Below are 15,317 nucleotides of genomic sequence, written 5' to 3'. Positions count from 1 at the left end.
CAAGCCGCCGTGGTGTCTTTCTATGAATTATAATTCTAAATTCCGGGGAGATGTCCGTGAGCGAGGGATCCTATAACGCGGTGACCTGGCTGCTCGACCGTAACGTCGACGAAGGCAGGGGCAGCAAGCTCGCCTTCGACGACACCGTCTCGCGGCTCACCTATGGCGAGCTCCAGCAACAGACCCGGCGCGCCGCCAACATGCTGCGCCGGCTCGGCGTCCGCCGCGAGGAGCGCGTGGCGATGATCATGCTGGATACAATCGATTTCCCGATCGTGTTCCTGGGCGCGATCCGCGCCGGCATCGTGCCGGTGCCGCTCAACACGCTGCTGACCGCGGACCAATACGCCTACATCCTCGCCGACTGCCGCGCGCGCGTGCTGTTCGTGTCCGAAGCGCTCTATCCCGTCATCAAGGACGTTGTCGGCCGCATGCCGGATCTCGAGCATGTCGTGGTCTCCGGCGCCAAGCAGAACGGCCACAAGCAGCTTGCCGAAGAGCTCGCTGGCGAGAACGATCAGTTCACCACCGCCGTGACGCATCCGGACGAGCCGGCGTTCTGGCTGTACTCGTCGGGCTCGACGGGCATGCCGAAGGGCGTGCGCCATTTGCATTCCAATTTGCAGGCCACTGCCGACACCTATGCCAAGCAGGTGCTCGGCATCCGTGAGAGCGATGTGTGTCTCTCCGCGGCGAAATTGTTCTTCGCCTATGGCCTCGGCAATGCGCTGACCTTTCCAATGTCTGTCGGTGCCAGCGTGATCCTCAACAGCGAGCGTCCGACGCCGGCGCGGATGTTCGACCTGATGAACCGCTACAATCCCTCGATCTTCTATGGCGTGCCGACCTTGTTCGCCGCGATGCTCAACGACGAGACCATGAAGAGCGAGCGCGGCGGCAAGGCTTTGCGCATCTGCACCTCCGCCGGCGAGGCGCTGCCGGAATCCGTCGGCCACAGCTGGAAGGCACGGTTCGGTGTCGACATTCTCGACGGCGTCGGCTCGACCGAGCTGTTGCACATTTTTCTGTCGAACGCGCCCGGCGACATCAAATACGGCTCGTCCGGCAAGCCGGTGCCCGGCTATGCGGTGCGGCTCGTCAACGAGGCGGGCCAGGACGTCGCCGACGGCGAGGTCGGCGAGCTCCTGGTCGATGCGCCCTCCGCCGGCGAGGGCTACTGGAACCAGCGTCACAAGAGCCGCCGCACCTTCGAGGGGCCGTGGACCCGCACCGGCGACAAATACATTCGTGACGCCGAGGGCCGCTATACCTTCTGCGGCCGCGCCGACGACATGTTCAAGGTCTCCGGCATCTGGGTCTCGCCGTTCGAGGTCGAAAGCGCGCTGATCACGCATCCGGCCGTGCTGGAAGCTGCCGTCGTGCCCGAGGCCGATCCAGAAGGACTCCTAAAGCCGAAAGCCTTCGTCGTGCTGCGCCCCGGCGCCAAGACGACGGATTTGCAAGAGATGCTCAAGGAGCACGTCAAGCAGAAGATCGGCCCCTGGAAATATCCGCGCTGGATCGATGTGGTGGAGTCCTTGCCGAAGACGGCGACGGGCAAGATCCAGCGGTTCAAGTTGCGCGAGGGCGCGCATTGATGGTGCAGGCGGCGAACGCGCTCGCTTACCCTCCCCTGGAGGGGGAGGGTCGCTTCGCATGGAGCGAAGCGCAATGCGAAGCGGGATGGGGTGATCTCTCCACACGGGCACCGCATCCGCGGAGAGACTGTCACCCCACCCCGTCTCACATCTCGCTGCGCTCGATGTGAGCCGACCCTCCCCCTCCAGGGGAGGGTGCAGACAGAGCGAACAGGAATTCGACCATGACCAATCTCACCCCCACCGGCTTCCTCGACATTGGTACCGCCAGCCTCGAATACAGATGGCTCGCGCCGCTAGTCCCCGACGCGCCCACCATCGTGATGCTGCATGAGGGCCTCGGCTGCGTCGGCCTCTGGGGTGATTTCCCCGAGAAGCTGCAGCAGGCCACGGGCGCGGGCATCTTCGCCTATTCGCGCGCAGGCTACGGCCAGTCCAGCCCGGTCGCACTGCCGCGGCCGCTCGACTACATGCATCGCGAGGCGCTGGACGTGTTGCCGAAGCTGCTCGACATGATCGGCTTCAAGCGCGGCCTCCTGCTCGGCCATTCCGATGGTGCCTCGATCGCCACCATCTATGCCGGGGCCCATCAGGATCATCGCCTCAATGGGCTCGTGCTGATCGCGCCGCATTTTGTCGTCGAGGACATCTCGATCAAATCCATCGCCGCGATCAAGACGACGTTCGAGACCACGGACCTCAAGACAAAGCTCGCGCGCTGGCACAAGGACGTCGACAACGCCTTCTACGGCTGGAACGGCGCCTGGCTCGATCCGGATTTCCGCGATTGGGATATCTCCGAATACCTCGCCTACATCCGCGTGCCCGTGATGATCGTGCAGGGCGCAGACGACCAATATGGGACCCTGCGCCAGGCGGAGATCGCGCAGGAAGAATGTTACTGCCCGGTTGACCTGAAAATCATTGCCGGCGCGGCGCATTCCCCACATCGCGAGGCCCCGGGGCCGACCCTTGATGCCATCGTGCAGTTTGCGCAGGCCGCCTTGCGGGAAGATCCGGGGCTTCAGGCCGCATGAAACCCATGAGCGCCTAGATGAAGCAAAGTGCATGTGAATCCGCGATTCGGGCTAGACTAACCTAACAAGATGCACTATTGTGCATCTAACGCTCCAAATGCATAACCAAGCTTAAGGGTGGCTCATGGCCGGGGAAGATCGGCGCCTCGCAGGCGGCGCGACATTCATCGATTTCCAGACCGAACCGTCCCGCTACAAGCATTGGAAGCTCGCGGTCGATGGCGACGTCGCGACGTTGACGATGGACGTCGACGAGAATGGCGGCCTGTTCGAGGGCTACCAGCTCAAGCTCAATTCCTACGATCTCGGCGTTGACATCGAGCTGGCCGATGCGATCCAGCGCCTGCGCTTCGAGCATCCGCAAGTGAAGGTCGTGGTGCTGCGCTCGGCCAAGAACCGCGTGTTCTGCGCCGGCGCCAACATCCGCATGCTCGCGGGCTCGACCCATGCCCACAAGGTGAACTTCTGCAAGTTCACCAACGAGACCCGCAACGGCATGGAGGATTCGTCGGAGAATTCCGGCCAGCGCTTCATCACGGTCGTGAACGGCTCCGCTGCCGGCGGCGGCTATGAGCTGGCGCTCGCGACCGATCACATCATCCTCGCCGACGACGGTTCGTCCGCCGTCGCGCTGCCCGAAGTGCCGCTGCTCGCGGTGCTGCCGGGCACCGGCGGTCTCACGCGGGTGGTCGACAAGCGCAAGGTGCGGCGCGACCACGCCGATGTCTTCTGCACCATCGAGGAAGGCGTGAAGGGCAAGCGCGCCGTGCAATGGCGCCTCGTCGACGAGATCGCGCCGAACTCCAAGCTGGAAGCAAAGATCGCCGAGCGCGCCAAGGAATTCGCAGGCCAATCGAAGCGCAAGGGCAGCGGCAAGGGCATCGCGCTGACGCCGCTCCGGCGCCTGATCGACGAAAACAGCATCCGCTACGGCTTCGTCACCGTCGACATCGATCGCACCGCTCGCATCGCCACCATCTCGATCAAGGCGCCGGAGACCGCGCCGCCCGCCGACATCGACGGCATGATGGCGCAAGGCGCCTCGTTCTGGCCGCTGCAAGTGGCGCGCGAGCTCGATGACGCCATCCTGCACTTGCGCATCAACGAGCTCGAGATCGCGATGCTCGTGTTCAAGAGCCATGGCGACCGCGCCCATGTGCTCGCCAGCGATGCGTTCCTCGAAGCCAACAAGGCGCACTGGCTGGTCAACGAGATCAGGCATTACTGGAAGCGCGTGCTCAAGCGCGTCGACGTCACTTCGCGTACGCTGGTGACGCTGGTCGAGCCCGGCTCCTGCTTTGCCGGCACGCTCGCCGAGCTCGTCTTTGCCGCCGACCGCTCCTACATGCTGATCGGCGCCCGCCAGGGCGACAATCGTCCGCCGCCGTCGATCGAGCTGTCCGCCATGAATTTCGGCCCCTATCCGATGAGCCACGGCCTGACACGGCTGGAATCGCGCTTCCAGGCCGATCCGTCCGATCTGGAGCGCGCGGAAGCAACGCTCGGCACCAGCCTCGATGCGGAGCAGGCCGAAGAGCTCGGCCTCGTTACCTTCGCGCTCGACGACATCGACTGGGACGACGAGGTCCGGGTGTTCCTCGAGGAGCGCGCCAGCTTCTCGCCCGACAGCCTCACCGGCATGGAAGCGAGCCTGCGCTTCGTCGGCCCCGAGACGATGGAATCGAAGATCTTCGCGCGCCTCACGGCGTGGCAGAACTGGATCTTCCAGCGCCCGAACGCCGTCGGCGAAGAAGGCGCGCTGCGCCGCTACGGCAGCGGCCAGAAACCGAAATTCGATATGACGAGAGTCTAGCGAGTAGGGAGTGGCGAATGGCGAATAGGGAATGCCCATTCGCTACTCGCCATTCGCCATTCGCCCCTTCAAACGAGCTAGTCCCACACGGGAGGTCCCCATGAACATGAACATCATGAACGTCGACTACTCGACCAAGATTCCGAACAACGTCAACCTCGCCGAAGACCGCCAGGTGCTCAAGGCGCTGGAGGGCTGGCATCCCGGTTACATGGACTGGTGGAGCGATATGGGCCCCGAGGGCTTCCAGGAATCCCTGGTCTATTTGCGCACCGCTTACTCCGTCGATCCGCGCGGCTGGGCCAAGTTCGACTATGTCCGCATGCCCGAATATCGCTGGGGCATTCTGCTTGCGCCGCAGGAAGAGAACCGCGTCGTGCCGTTCGGCGAGCATTATGGCGAGCCGGCCTGGCAGGAAGTGCCGGGCGAGCATCGCGCCATGCTGCGCCGCCTGATCGTGATCCAGGGCGACACCGAGCCGGCCTCGGTCGAGCAGCAGCGCCATCTCGGCAAGACCGCGCCCTCGCTGTACGACATGCGCAACCTGTTCCAGGTCAATGTCGAGGAAGGCCGTCACCTCTGGGCGATGGTCTACCTGCTGCAGAAATATTTCGGCCGCGACGGCCGTGAAGAAGCCGATGATTTGCTGCGCCGCCGCTCCGGCGACGCCGACGCGCCGCGCATGCTCGGCGCCTTCAACGAGGCGACGCCGGACTGGCTGTCCTTCTTCATGTTCACCTATTTCACCGACCGCGACGGCAAGATGCAGCTGCACTCACTGGCGCAGTCCGGCTTCGATCCCTTGTCGCGCACCTGCCGCTTCATGCTGACGGAGGAAGCGCACCACATGTTCGTCGGCGAGACCGGCATCACCCGCGTCGTGCAGCGCACCTGCGATGCGATGCGCGCGGCCGGCATCACCGACCCCACCGACATCGCGAAGGTTCGCGCGCTCGGCGTGATCGATCTTCCGACCATCCAGAAGAAGCTGAACCTGCACTACACGCTGTCGCTCGATCTGTTCGGCTCGGAAGTGTCGACCAACGCGGCCAACGCCTTCAACGCCGGCATCAAGGGCCGCTATCACGAGACCCAGATCGAGGACGATCACCAGCTCAAGAACTCCACCTATCCGGTGCTCAAGCTGATCAACGGCGAGATCAAGCTGGTCGACGAACCGGCGCTGACCGCGCTCAACATGCGCCTGCGCGACGATTACAGCCAGGATTGCGTCAAGGGCATGCTGCGCTGGAACAAGGTGATCTCGACCGCCGGCTACGACTTCAAGCTGACGCTGCCCAACGTCGCCTTCCACCGCCACATCGGCGAGTTCAAGGACGTTCACGCGACGCCCGACGGCATCCTGATCGACGATGCCACCTGGGCCAAGCGCAAGGACGAATGGCTGCCGTCGGCCAGCGACGGCGACTTCATCACCTCCCTGATGCAGCCCGTCACCGAGATCGGCCAGTTCGCCTCCTGGATCTCGCCGCCCAAGGTCGGCATCGACAACAAGCCGGGCGATTTCGAGTACGTGAAGATCGAGTCGTGAGGGCGCTTGCGACGCACCACGACTGTTCCACACCCACAGCGTCATCGCCCGGCTTGACCGGGCGATCCAGTATTCCAGAGGCGGCTGTGATAGACGCGAGGCGCCGCGGCGTACTCACGCGCCAGCCTGCCCACCGCCTGCTTGCCCCAAGAACAAAGCTATTCGGGTAGTCCCGCCTTGATCATCGCTTCCAAGAGTTCCGCTCTAAGCTTGGGCGAATAGTGCGGGGCAGCCACAGTTGATCGTCGAGAGCCAGAAGATCGGCGGAGAATTTCTGCCATCAGCCTTTGAGCGTCGTCCAATCGTCCAGCGCCCACGTAGCAGAGGATGGCCTGAGCCATTCCTACATTAAACGCCGGGGGGAAGGCTCGAACGGCTTTGTCAGCCCACTCACCGGCTTCGGCATGTCTGCCGGCGTTGTGATGCGCTAGGGCAAGTCCCAGCATTGCGTTGTAGTTGAAAGGATCGCGCGGACTTAGGTGCAGAGCCAGCTCAAGGTCCGCAACGGCGGCATCGGATTCGCCTTGCCAACCTCGAATGAGGCCCCGCGCGTGAAGTGCGGGTCCATAGGTTGGATTGAAATGGATGGCGCGCTCGACCAATTCAACCCCGCCATTGAGGTCGAGCGCGAACCAGAACAGGAGAAAGCCCACAACGGTTAAGGCCATTGCGTCGTCTGCCCCGAGCTCCTTTAAACGTTCGGCAATCTGCAAGACCTGAGCGTTGTCTTCGACAAAGTCTCCAGGCCAATTGTTAGCCCTTCGCCACGCTATGCAAGTTGCAGCGCCGCCATACGCAGGCGCAAAACTGGGATCAAGAGCAATCGCTTGCTCGAAATGCCTAGAGGCAGCTTCATTATTCTGTGGAGTGGTCGGGAAACGAATATGAGGCAAACCGCGATAATACGCTGTCACCGCATCGATGTTACCGGTCCTTTTTCGACTGGCTCTGTCGATCTCGGCACGATCGACTTCTGGAGCGATGGCCCCGACCACGTGTAGCGCGACCTGGTCCTGTAAATCGAAAACGTTTCCCAAAGCACCTTCAAACCGATCGGCCCAAAGGTGCGCGCCAGTTGCAACATCGATCAATTGTGCATTGATTCTTAGCTGCGACCCTCCCTTGCGCACACTGCCTTCGAGCACGTATCGCACGCCAAGCTCCTGTCCGACGCGCTTGATGTCGACAGCCTTACCTTTGTAGGTGAACGAGGAGTTGCGAGCGATGACAGAGAGCGTCCTGAAGCGCGAGAGAGCAGTAATGATATCGTCAACCAACCCATCGGCGAAGTATTCTTGTTCTGGACGGGCCGGCATGGATTGGAACGGCAACACGGCAATCGCGGGTTTGTCGGACGGCGCGGGAGCTAGTGTCGAGGGTTGAAGTGCGTCATTTGGGACCGCAGCGTCATCCTGTCCGCCGATTTCCTGCACGCTGCCAATGAAGCGAAAACCCTTCCTCTGTAGCGTCTTAATGAGGCGCTGCTGATCGCCGGCATCATGGATTGCGGCGCGCGCTGCATTGAGGCGGGTCGCAAGCGCGGCATCCGAGATGGCGCGGCCGCCCCAAATGGCGGAAATCAGATCGTCCTTGCTAACCACACGCTGGCGGTTGCGGATCAAGTAGAGAAGCACGTCGAAGGCCTGCGGCGTCACCGAAACCGCATCGATCCCCCTGCGCAGCTCCCGCTTGTCGGCGTCGAGCGCAAAGTCTTCAAACAGATAGCGCATCAGCTCGTCCGTTCCTCCAGCAGCGCGAGCGTAGCACAGCCCAGCAAGCGGGGGAGCGCGCGAAATCAGCCGTCGGTAATGAAAATGTAAGCGGTCTGTAAAGTGTTGCCGTCGCGCTTCGCGCATTCTTGCCAGGCGAAACCCTCAAGACCGGAGTGATGGCGATGAACGCAGCCTCAACAATGCTGCAGGATAGGCACGGCCACATCGACTATGGCGAGGAGGGCACGGGACCCACCATCGTGTTCGTGCCGGGATCGTGGGCGACCGCGTCAAGCTGGCGGGGCGTGATCGAGGCGCTCGGCGGTCGTTTCCGGACGGTGACGACGAGCCTTCCGGGTTATGGCGGCACGAGGGACCGACGGACGGCTGCCGATACATCGATCGATCGGCAGGCGGAGATCATCGAAGCCGTGATCCGCCGGGCCGGCAGTCCCGTGCATCTCGTCGGACATTCCCTCGGCGCGCTCGCGTGTCTGGACGTCGCGCTGTGCGGGATGCTGCCGCTCATGAGCCTGACCCTGATAGAGCCGGTGGCTTTCGGCCTGCTGCGCCGGGAGAGCCAGCTTGCGCTGTATGAGCAGTTCACGGCGATGCGCGATGCATACTTCCAGGCGTTCGAAAACGGCGAGAGGGAAGCCGCGCTCCGGGTGATCGATTATCTCGGCGGTGAGGGCAGCTTCGATGCCCTGCCGTCCCGGATGCGACAATACATCGTTAGGACGACCGCGACCCAGGTTCTGGACATGCGTTCGGCATTCGATCCACCATTATCGGCTTTCGCCAACATCCTGCTCCCAACCCGCCTCATCTGCGGTGAGCGTAGCCCGCAAGCGTTGCAGCGAAGCGCGGAAATCCTGACCCGTGCGTTGGCGAACGCGTCGCTATGCACGATAGCGGGCGCAACCCACTTTATGCCGGGCACGCACGCTGCGGAAGTAGCCCAGCGCATTGGTGACCATGTGTCTACGACCGAAGCGCTTGCTTGGGACAGCCTGTCCATCGCCTCTCCGTTCAGTTCACGATCGCTCGGCCATGCGGTCTAGATCACCATCTGCTTCCGCAGCGCCCTCGCCGGCTGCCTCGGTCATCGCAGGCGCGGAGCCAGCGCCCCGCGGCGCAATTTCGCGGGCGAACTGGTTGAGTGAAAGCAAGGTGGAACGCGCATGAGAGACTTGATTGGACAGACCGCATTCGTGACTGGCGCTGCCTCGGGCATCGGACTGGGGATCGCGACCGTGCTGTCGCGGGCGGGCGTGAGGGTCATGCTCTGCGATATCGAGGAGGAGGCGCTGAAAAAAGTGGTCGCGGACCTGAAGACACGAACCAAAGCCGATGTCGATGGCGTGAAAGCGGACGTTTCGCTCAAGGGCGAACTTCAGGCGGCAGCGGACGCGACCGTCGCGCGGTACGGCAGAATCCACATATTGGTCAACAATGCGGGCGTGGGTGGCGGCGGCACCTTTGGTGAGTGGACTGATTCAGGCTGGAACTGGGTCCTCGGCGTCAATCTGATGTCGGTGATCTGGGGCTTCGAGATATTCGGTCCGCTGATCGAAGCGCACGGCGAAGGAGGGCAGGTTGTTTCCACGGCGTCCGTCTCCGGACTGATTACGGGACCAAGTCCGGCATACGATGTAAGCAAATATGGAGTGGTGGCGCTCTCCGAGGGGATGCGTAACGTGCTCGCGCCGAGGAAGATTGGGGTCTCCGTTCTGTGTCCGGGCTTTATCCGCACGCAGATCATGAACTCTCGGCGCAACGTGCCGCACCGATTTGCCGGGGCTGTCGGCAACCCTCCGCCGACAGAAGGACCACGCGCGGAGATCATCAAGGCATTGCATGAACGGATCAACAACGGCGTTGATCCGCTCTACGTAGGCGAGCTGGTTCGCGAGGCCATCGAAAACGACTGGCCCTACATTTTCACCGATACTGAGCACGAACCATTCATCGAGCAGCGCTTCGCAGCGATCAAGCAAGGATTCGACCGGATACGCGGACGAACGCCGCGACGCTAGCTCTCGCATCCATACATTTTGAGTACACGCGCCAGCTCGACGCGTGTTTTGCCCGACGTGTCAACTGCATGGCGGCTGCAAATGTTGTCTCCAGGCCGCTCGAAAGATCCCTTATCGATCAAGGGGCCCGCTACTGTGCATGGGGTTGTTTTCGACGTTTTGGTTTTGAGTCCCGATGCACGTGACGGGAGATCGCCGCATCAATCGCTGTCCCACCCGCTGCCCTTGATCCCCGGGTTCGCATAGACGATGCCGCCATCCACCGCGATGGTCGCTCCCACCACGTAATCGCCGGCGCGGGAGGCGAGGTAGATCGCAGCGCCCGCCATGTCCTCGTCGGTGCCGATGCGGCCCACGGGGACGCGCGTTGCGACCTCGTCGGCGTGGTCGCGCGCGGCGCGGTTCATGTCTGACTTGAACGGGCCCGGCGCGATTGCGGTGACCACGATGTGGTCCGGGATGAGCTTCACCGCCATGCGCCGCGTCAGATGAATCAGCCCGGCCTTGCTCGCGGCATAGGAATAGGTCTCGCCGGGATTGACGAAGATGCCGTCGATCGAGGCGATGTTGATCACCTTCGCCGGCCGTTCCGCGCTCGCTGACGTGCGCAGCGTCGGCGCCAACGCCTTGGTCAGGAAGAACGGCGCCTTGACGTTGAGGTTCATCACCTTGTCCCAGCCGTTCTCCGGAAATTCGTCGAACTCCGCGCCCCAGGCGGCGCCCGCATTGTTGACGAGGATGTCGAGCCGGGACTCGCGTTTCCCGAACTCGCTGGCCAGCAGCTCGGCGCCGGCAACGGTCGAGATGTCGATCGGCAGCGCGATGCATTCCCCGTCATATTGCGCGCTGAGCTCCTTCGCGGTGGCCTCGCACGGTCCGGCCTTGCGCGCGGTGATGTAGACCTTTGCCGCGCCGGCGCTGAGAAATCCCGCCGCGATCATCTTGCCGATGCCGCGCGAGCCGCCGGTTACCAGCGCGATGCGGCCCTTGAGCGAGAACAGATCGTTGAACATGCGTTCCTCCCTTGGTTGCCGCCGGTTGTGGGCGGAGCGGGGAGGGGTGTCAAGGAAGGCACGCTTGTCCTCGACCAGTGCAGATTGAGGCCTACGCCGCCGCGATGCGGCGGAAGCCGTTCCACATCGCGGTCGCGGCGCCCGAGGTCAGCACCGGCAGGATCCGCGCGTCCTGATAATTGCCATTGAGCGAGACGCGGGGCAGCGCGGTCATGTGGTCGGCGTTCTCGGCGAACAGCATGCCGGGCCGCGTCGTCACCGCGGTCTTGAAACCGGCGGATGCGGCAAGGGCGAATTCGCGCGCGCCCGCGGCGTCGCGGTCGCCATAGGGATAGGCGAGGTGCAGCACGGGGCGCTCCAGCGCCTGCTCGATCCGCGCGCGGCTCGCGGCCATCTCCTGGGCGGCGATGCCTTCCGTCTGCTTGGCAAGGTTGCAATGGCTGACGCTGTGCGCGCCGATCGTGACCAGCGGATCGGCGGCAAAGGACTTGAGCTCGGCCCAGGACAGGCAGAGGCCGCGGCACAGCGCTTCCATGTCGACGCCGTGAGTCCTGCACAGCGCCCCGATCTCGCGCGCAAGATCGTGCTCGCCCGGCAGCGCGCGCAGCCAGTCGTGCAGGCGGTCGAATGCCGCCTGCTTCGCCGCGACACTGGTCGCATCGAGCCGCAGGGCGGAATTGCCGATCTGAATGTCGATCTGCTCGGCCTTGGCGATCACGGCCTCCAGCGCCGTCCACCACAATCGCCCGGTGCCGTCGGCAAAATCGCTCGTGACATAGACTGCCAGCGGCGCGTCAAATTCGCGCAGCACCGGCAGCGCGTAATCCAGATTGTCGCGGTAACCGTCGTCGAGGGTGAAGGCGGCGAAGCGACGGTCGAACCGGCCCTGCACCAGCCGCTCATGCAGCTCGTCCATGCTGACGATGTCGATGTCGCGCGAGCGCAAATGGCACAGCGTGGCGCGCAGGAAGTCGGGGGTGACCTCGAGATGCCGGTTCGGCTGGAACGCGGCCTCGCGCGCCGGCCGCACATGGTGCAGCATGAAAATGGCGCCGACGCCCGACAAGAGCGGGCGCAACAGGTGGTGCGCCCCGCTGAGATAGAGTGCTCCCAGCCCGGCGCGGATGACGTTGTTACGCAGTTGTTTCATGACCGGGTGGGGGACTTTGGCATTCCGGCCTCAACTTACGGAAGAACCCTTGAAGAAAAAGTTATTCCGATTGTCCCACCCGGGCCTTGGGACCAGGGCCATTTCCGGTTTGACAGCCTGCCAAGGGTTTGTTTTGTCTCCGTTTCCAGAGGTCGGGTCGTCGAATGCAGAAGCTTTTCTCGTGGGCCAGCAAATGGTGGCCGGGGTTGATCCCCCTTGCCGTCATGTGGGGATTTGCGGCCTGGAATAATACCTTACGGGTCGAGGCTGATCTGTCGGCCCGCAGCTCGGCTGCGCTCAAGGACACCGTTCTGGACAAGACCCGGATCGCGGTCGACGGCCGCGACGTCAGCCTGGCCGCGGACGCCTTCTCCGAGGAGGGGCGCCGCGACGCAGTGATGGCGGTCGAAACCGTGCCCGGCGTGCGGCTGGTCGACGACCGGACCCGCCTCGTTCCCGAGGCCAAGCCCTTCGTGTGGAATGCCGAGCGCGACGTGGTGCGGGTGACGCTGTCGGGCTCCGCGCCGCTGCCATCGATGAGGGCCCGGCTGACCGAGGCGGCCCGCAAGGAAGTCGGCGGCGTCGAGGTCGCCGACCAGATGGGACTGGCGCGCGGGGCGCCGCCTCGGTTCGAAGCCGCCGCGATGCTGCTGCTGGATCAGATCGGCAAGCTGAAGGACGGCAAGATCACGATCACCGACACCAAGGTCAATCTGTCGGGCATGGCGCGCGAGCTCGGCGGCCGTGAGGCGATCGCCGCTGCGCTGAAGAACCTGCCCGAGGGTTTTTCTATTGCGGCCAACGAGATCAAGGCGCCGCCCTACATCTTCCAGGCCTACAAGGATCCGGTGGCTGCGACAGTGACGCTGACCGGCTATGTTCCGGACAACAACGTCCACGCCGCGATCGGCACCAGCGCCTCGCGAAAGTTCTTCACCGAAAAGGTCGTCGACAATCTCAAGGCCAGCATCGGCGCCCCCGGCTCCTTCAGCACGGCTGTTATCGCTGCGCTCGGCGCGCTGTCGCGGCTGTCGACCGGCACGCTGGTCGTCTCCGACCGCGAGGTGAAGCTCTCGGGCGATGCGCTCTACGAGGGCGCCGCCAACGAGATCCGCGCAGGCCTCGGCAAGGACTTCCCGAAGAACTGGCAGTACAAGCCGGAGATTACGGTGAAGCCCGCCGCAGGCCCGGTCGACGGCACCGTGTGCCAGCAATTGTTCTCGGAGCTTCTGACCAAGGGCAAGATCCGTTTCGCGAACAGGCGCGCGGACATCGATCCTGACTCGGCCGGCATTCTCGATCGCCTCATCGAGACCGCGCTGCGCTGCCCCACCACCAATATCGAGGTCGTCGGACATACCGACGCCGATGGCGAGGATGTCTTCAACCAGGCCCTTTCGGAAAAGCGCGCGCAGGCGGTGATCGACTATCTGGTCAAGGCGGGCCTTCCTGCCAGCCGCTTCACCGCGGTCGGCCATGGCAGCACGCAGCCCGTCGCCGGCAACGACACCGATGAAGGCAGGGCGCAGAACCGCCGCATTGAATTTCTGGTGAGGTGACGATGCCCTATCTCGTCTCGTTCCATCTGGGCTGGCTGATCGGCTCGCTGCTGCTGGGCTTCTGCATGGGCTGGATCTCGGTGGTCCAGCGCGGCAACGGCACCTCGAAGGTGATTGCGCGGTGGCTCGCAGTGCTTGCCGCCGCCCTGGTCGCGGCCTCTCTCACCCATGTGGTCCCCGGTCGCTTCGGCTACTGGCTCGACCTCGGCCTGATCATGTTCGCCTGCTATCTCGTCGGCGGCACGATCGGAGCGTGGCTGCGCGATCGGGTGGTCTCGCGTACCGCGCCGCCAGCCGCTGTGTGATGTTGCTATGCACCCTCACGCGCGGGGCGGGGTGTGCTCCGCCGCGGCCTTTCGGCGCATTGGAAAACCGGGACCTGGCCGCTCCAGTCACCCCTCTTTCAACAGGCAGGCCGGCTCCATAGATTGACGTTGGCTTAAGGCGTGACGGAACATTGTGCGGCCGAAATCATCAAAACTTCATGGCCCCTGCGCAGGATCGCCTGGAGATTCGCGCCAAGCCTTGCCGACGAAAGCGCCAAATTCTGCACTGGGAGCTGCGACCCTGCCTAAAATATTGAAGGCACGTGTTTTTGTTCGAATTGGCGAATTCCACTTCGGCCGAAAACGCGCTAGTGGAGGGGCAGGGGGCATGCGCGATTCCGGCGCCGGCGGCGAGGGTTCGTTGAATGCCTGCGCGTCCGCCTGTCCGCCGGCCACCCTGGCCGCTGAAGCGTTGTTCGAGGTCTAGATGCTGGAAGCCATACGCAGGGCGACGACGTTTCTGCGCCAGAAGCAAGTCCTGCATAAGCTTGGAGTCGTGATCAGCATCGCGGTCATCGGCATCGCTTGCTACGTGCTCTACCACATGCTGCGCGGCATCGATTTCAACGAGGTCCTCGAAGCGATCAAGAGCACCGAGCCGAGCCAGATTGCGATGGCGGCGCTATTCGTCACTGCGGGCTATTTCACGCTGACCTTCTACGACCTCTTCGCCACGCGCGCGATCGGCCATGCCCACGTGCCCTATCGCATCAACGCGCTCGCGGCCTTCACCAGCTATTCGATCGGCCACAATGTCGGCGCCTCCGTCTTCACCGGCGGGGCGGTGCGCTACCGCATCTATTCGGCCTATGGGCTCAACGCGATCGACGTCGCAAAAATCTGCTTTCTCGCCGGCCTGACCTTCTGGCTGGGCAATGCCGCGGTGCTCGGCCTCGGCATCGCCTACCATCCGGAGGCGGCAGCCTCGATCGACCAGCTGCCGGTCTGGCTGAACCGGACACTGGCGCTGATGATCATCGTGGCGCTGATCGGTTACGTGATCTGGGTCTGGAGCCAGCCGCGGGTGGTCGGCCGCGGCCCTTGGACGGTGGTGCTGCCGGGCGGCCCGCTGACGCTGCTCCAGATCGCGATCGGCATCGTCGATCTCGGTTTCTGCGCGCTGGCGATGTATGTGCTGGTCCCCGACGAGCCCAATCTCGGCTTCGTAATGGTCGCGGTGATCTTCGTCTCGGCGACCCTGCTCGGCTTCGCCAGCCATTCGCCTGGAGGCCTGGGGGTGTTCGATGCCGCCATGCTGGTCGGGCTCTGGCAGATGGACCGCGAGGAGCTGCTGGGCGGCATGCTCCTGTTCCGCGTCCTCTATTATCTGTCTCCGTTCGTCTTATCTGTAATCTTGCTGACGTTTCGAGAGGTTATAATCGGCGCCCGATCGAAGCGCTTGCAACAGGCGGCGCTCAAGCTGGACCCCGGCCCGGCGCCTGAAGCCGCCTATGTGAGAGAGCGCAGCGACAGCGGCGCCTGACCGGTGTCAGGTCCTTAAGGACAGTCCCAGGAGAA

The 15,317-nt window shown here is 63.5% G+C and carries 12 protein-coding genes; 9 read left to right on the top strand and 3 right to left on the bottom strand.

The genetic code is table 11. From position 1 onward, the window contains the following. The first annotated feature begins 56 nt into the window (after positions 1-56). From I6F31_RS10365 to boxB, 4 genes are all read left to right on the top strand, one after another. Positions 57-1,598 (top strand): benzoate-CoA ligase family protein, encoded by a 1,542-nt coding sequence (locus tag I6F31_RS10365; protein ID WP_225185345.1) that lies wholly within the window; start codon positions 57-59, stop codon positions 1,596-1,598. Positions 1,599-1,822: 224 nt separating this feature from the next. Then, complete coding sequence (locus tag I6F31_RS10360) at positions 1,823-2,635, top strand: alpha/beta hydrolase (RefSeq protein WP_225185344.1); 813 nt, start codon at positions 1,823-1,825, stop codon at positions 2,633-2,635. Between the two features lie 124 nt (positions 2,636-2,759). Further along, positions 2,760-4,448, top strand: coding sequence for a 2,3-epoxybenzoyl-CoA dihydrolase (gene boxC, locus I6F31_RS10355; RefSeq protein ID WP_225185343.1), 1,689 nt, complete (start codon positions 2,760-2,762; stop codon positions 4,446-4,448). Between the two features lie 100 nt (positions 4,449-4,548). Next, the gene (gene boxB, locus I6F31_RS10350; RefSeq protein ID WP_225134351.1) at positions 4,549-6,000 is read left to right on the top strand and encodes a benzoyl-CoA 2,3-epoxidase subunit BoxB; all 1,452 of its coding nucleotides are present in this window, start codon (positions 4,549-4,551) and stop codon (positions 5,998-6,000) included. A 158-nt stretch (positions 6,001-6,158) separates the two neighbouring features. Here boxB and I6F31_RS10345 read toward each other — a convergent pair whose 3' ends face one another. Then, entirely contained in the window at positions 6,159-7,730 is a 1,572-nt protein-coding gene (locus I6F31_RS10345) for a winged helix-turn-helix domain-containing protein (RefSeq protein WP_158284332.1), read from the bottom strand. 164 nt (positions 7,731-7,894) lie between these two features. On the opposite strand from I6F31_RS10345, the gene I6F31_RS10340 reads away from it, so the two are divergent. Further along, on the top strand, positions 7,895-8,776 hold the full coding sequence (locus I6F31_RS10340) for an alpha/beta hydrolase (RefSeq protein ID WP_225185342.1): 882 nt from the start codon (positions 7,895-7,897) through the stop codon (positions 8,774-8,776). 120 nt (positions 8,777-8,896) lie between these two features. Further along, complete coding sequence (locus tag I6F31_RS10335; RefSeq protein WP_036042753.1) at positions 8,897-9,751, top strand: SDR family NAD(P)-dependent oxidoreductase; 855 nt, start codon at positions 8,897-8,899, stop codon at positions 9,749-9,751. Between the two features lie 200 nt (positions 9,752-9,951). On the opposite strand, the gene I6F31_RS10330 is transcribed toward I6F31_RS10335, so the two are convergent. Then, positions 9,952-10,764 carry an SDR family oxidoreductase gene (locus I6F31_RS10330; protein WP_036001696.1) on the bottom strand — a complete coding sequence of 271 codons (813 nt, stop codon included), beginning with the start codon at positions 10,762-10,764 and terminating at the stop codon, positions 9,952-9,954. A 91-nt stretch (positions 10,765-10,855) separates the two neighbouring features. Next, a complete protein-coding gene (locus I6F31_RS10325) occupies positions 10,856-11,914 on the bottom strand; it encodes a polysaccharide deacetylase family protein (RefSeq protein WP_225185341.1) in 1,059 nt (352 codons plus the stop codon). Between the two features lie 164 nt (positions 11,915-12,078). On the opposite strand from I6F31_RS10325, the gene I6F31_RS10320 reads away from it, so the two are divergent. The 3 genes from I6F31_RS10320 to I6F31_RS10310 all read left to right on the top strand — a co-directional run bounded on the left by I6F31_RS10320 (position 12,079) and on the right by I6F31_RS10310 (position 15,282). After that, on the top strand, positions 12,079-13,473 hold the full coding sequence (locus I6F31_RS10320; RefSeq protein WP_225185340.1) for an OmpA family protein: 1,395 nt from the start codon (positions 12,079-12,081) through the stop codon (positions 13,471-13,473). Positions 13,474-13,475: 2 nt separating this feature from the next. After that, positions 13,476-13,778, top strand: coding sequence for a hypothetical protein (locus tag I6F31_RS10315; protein WP_036001688.1), 303 nt, complete (start codon positions 13,476-13,478; stop codon positions 13,776-13,778). A 448-nt stretch (positions 13,779-14,226) separates the two neighbouring features. Beyond that, a complete protein-coding gene (locus I6F31_RS10310; protein ID WP_036001683.1) occupies positions 14,227-15,282 on the top strand; it encodes a lysylphosphatidylglycerol synthase domain-containing protein in 1,056 nt (351 codons plus the stop codon). Positions 15,283-15,317: the final 35 nt, after the last annotated feature.

It is taken from the genome of Bradyrhizobium sp. NBAIM01 (assembly GCF_020194115.1).
Lineage (GTDB): Bacteria > Pseudomonadota > Alphaproteobacteria > Rhizobiales > Xanthobacteraceae > Bradyrhizobium > Bradyrhizobium yuanmingense.
The sequence above is the reverse complement of the archived record's forward strand: the minus strand, read 5'-3'. Positions and strand labels throughout refer to the sequence as shown.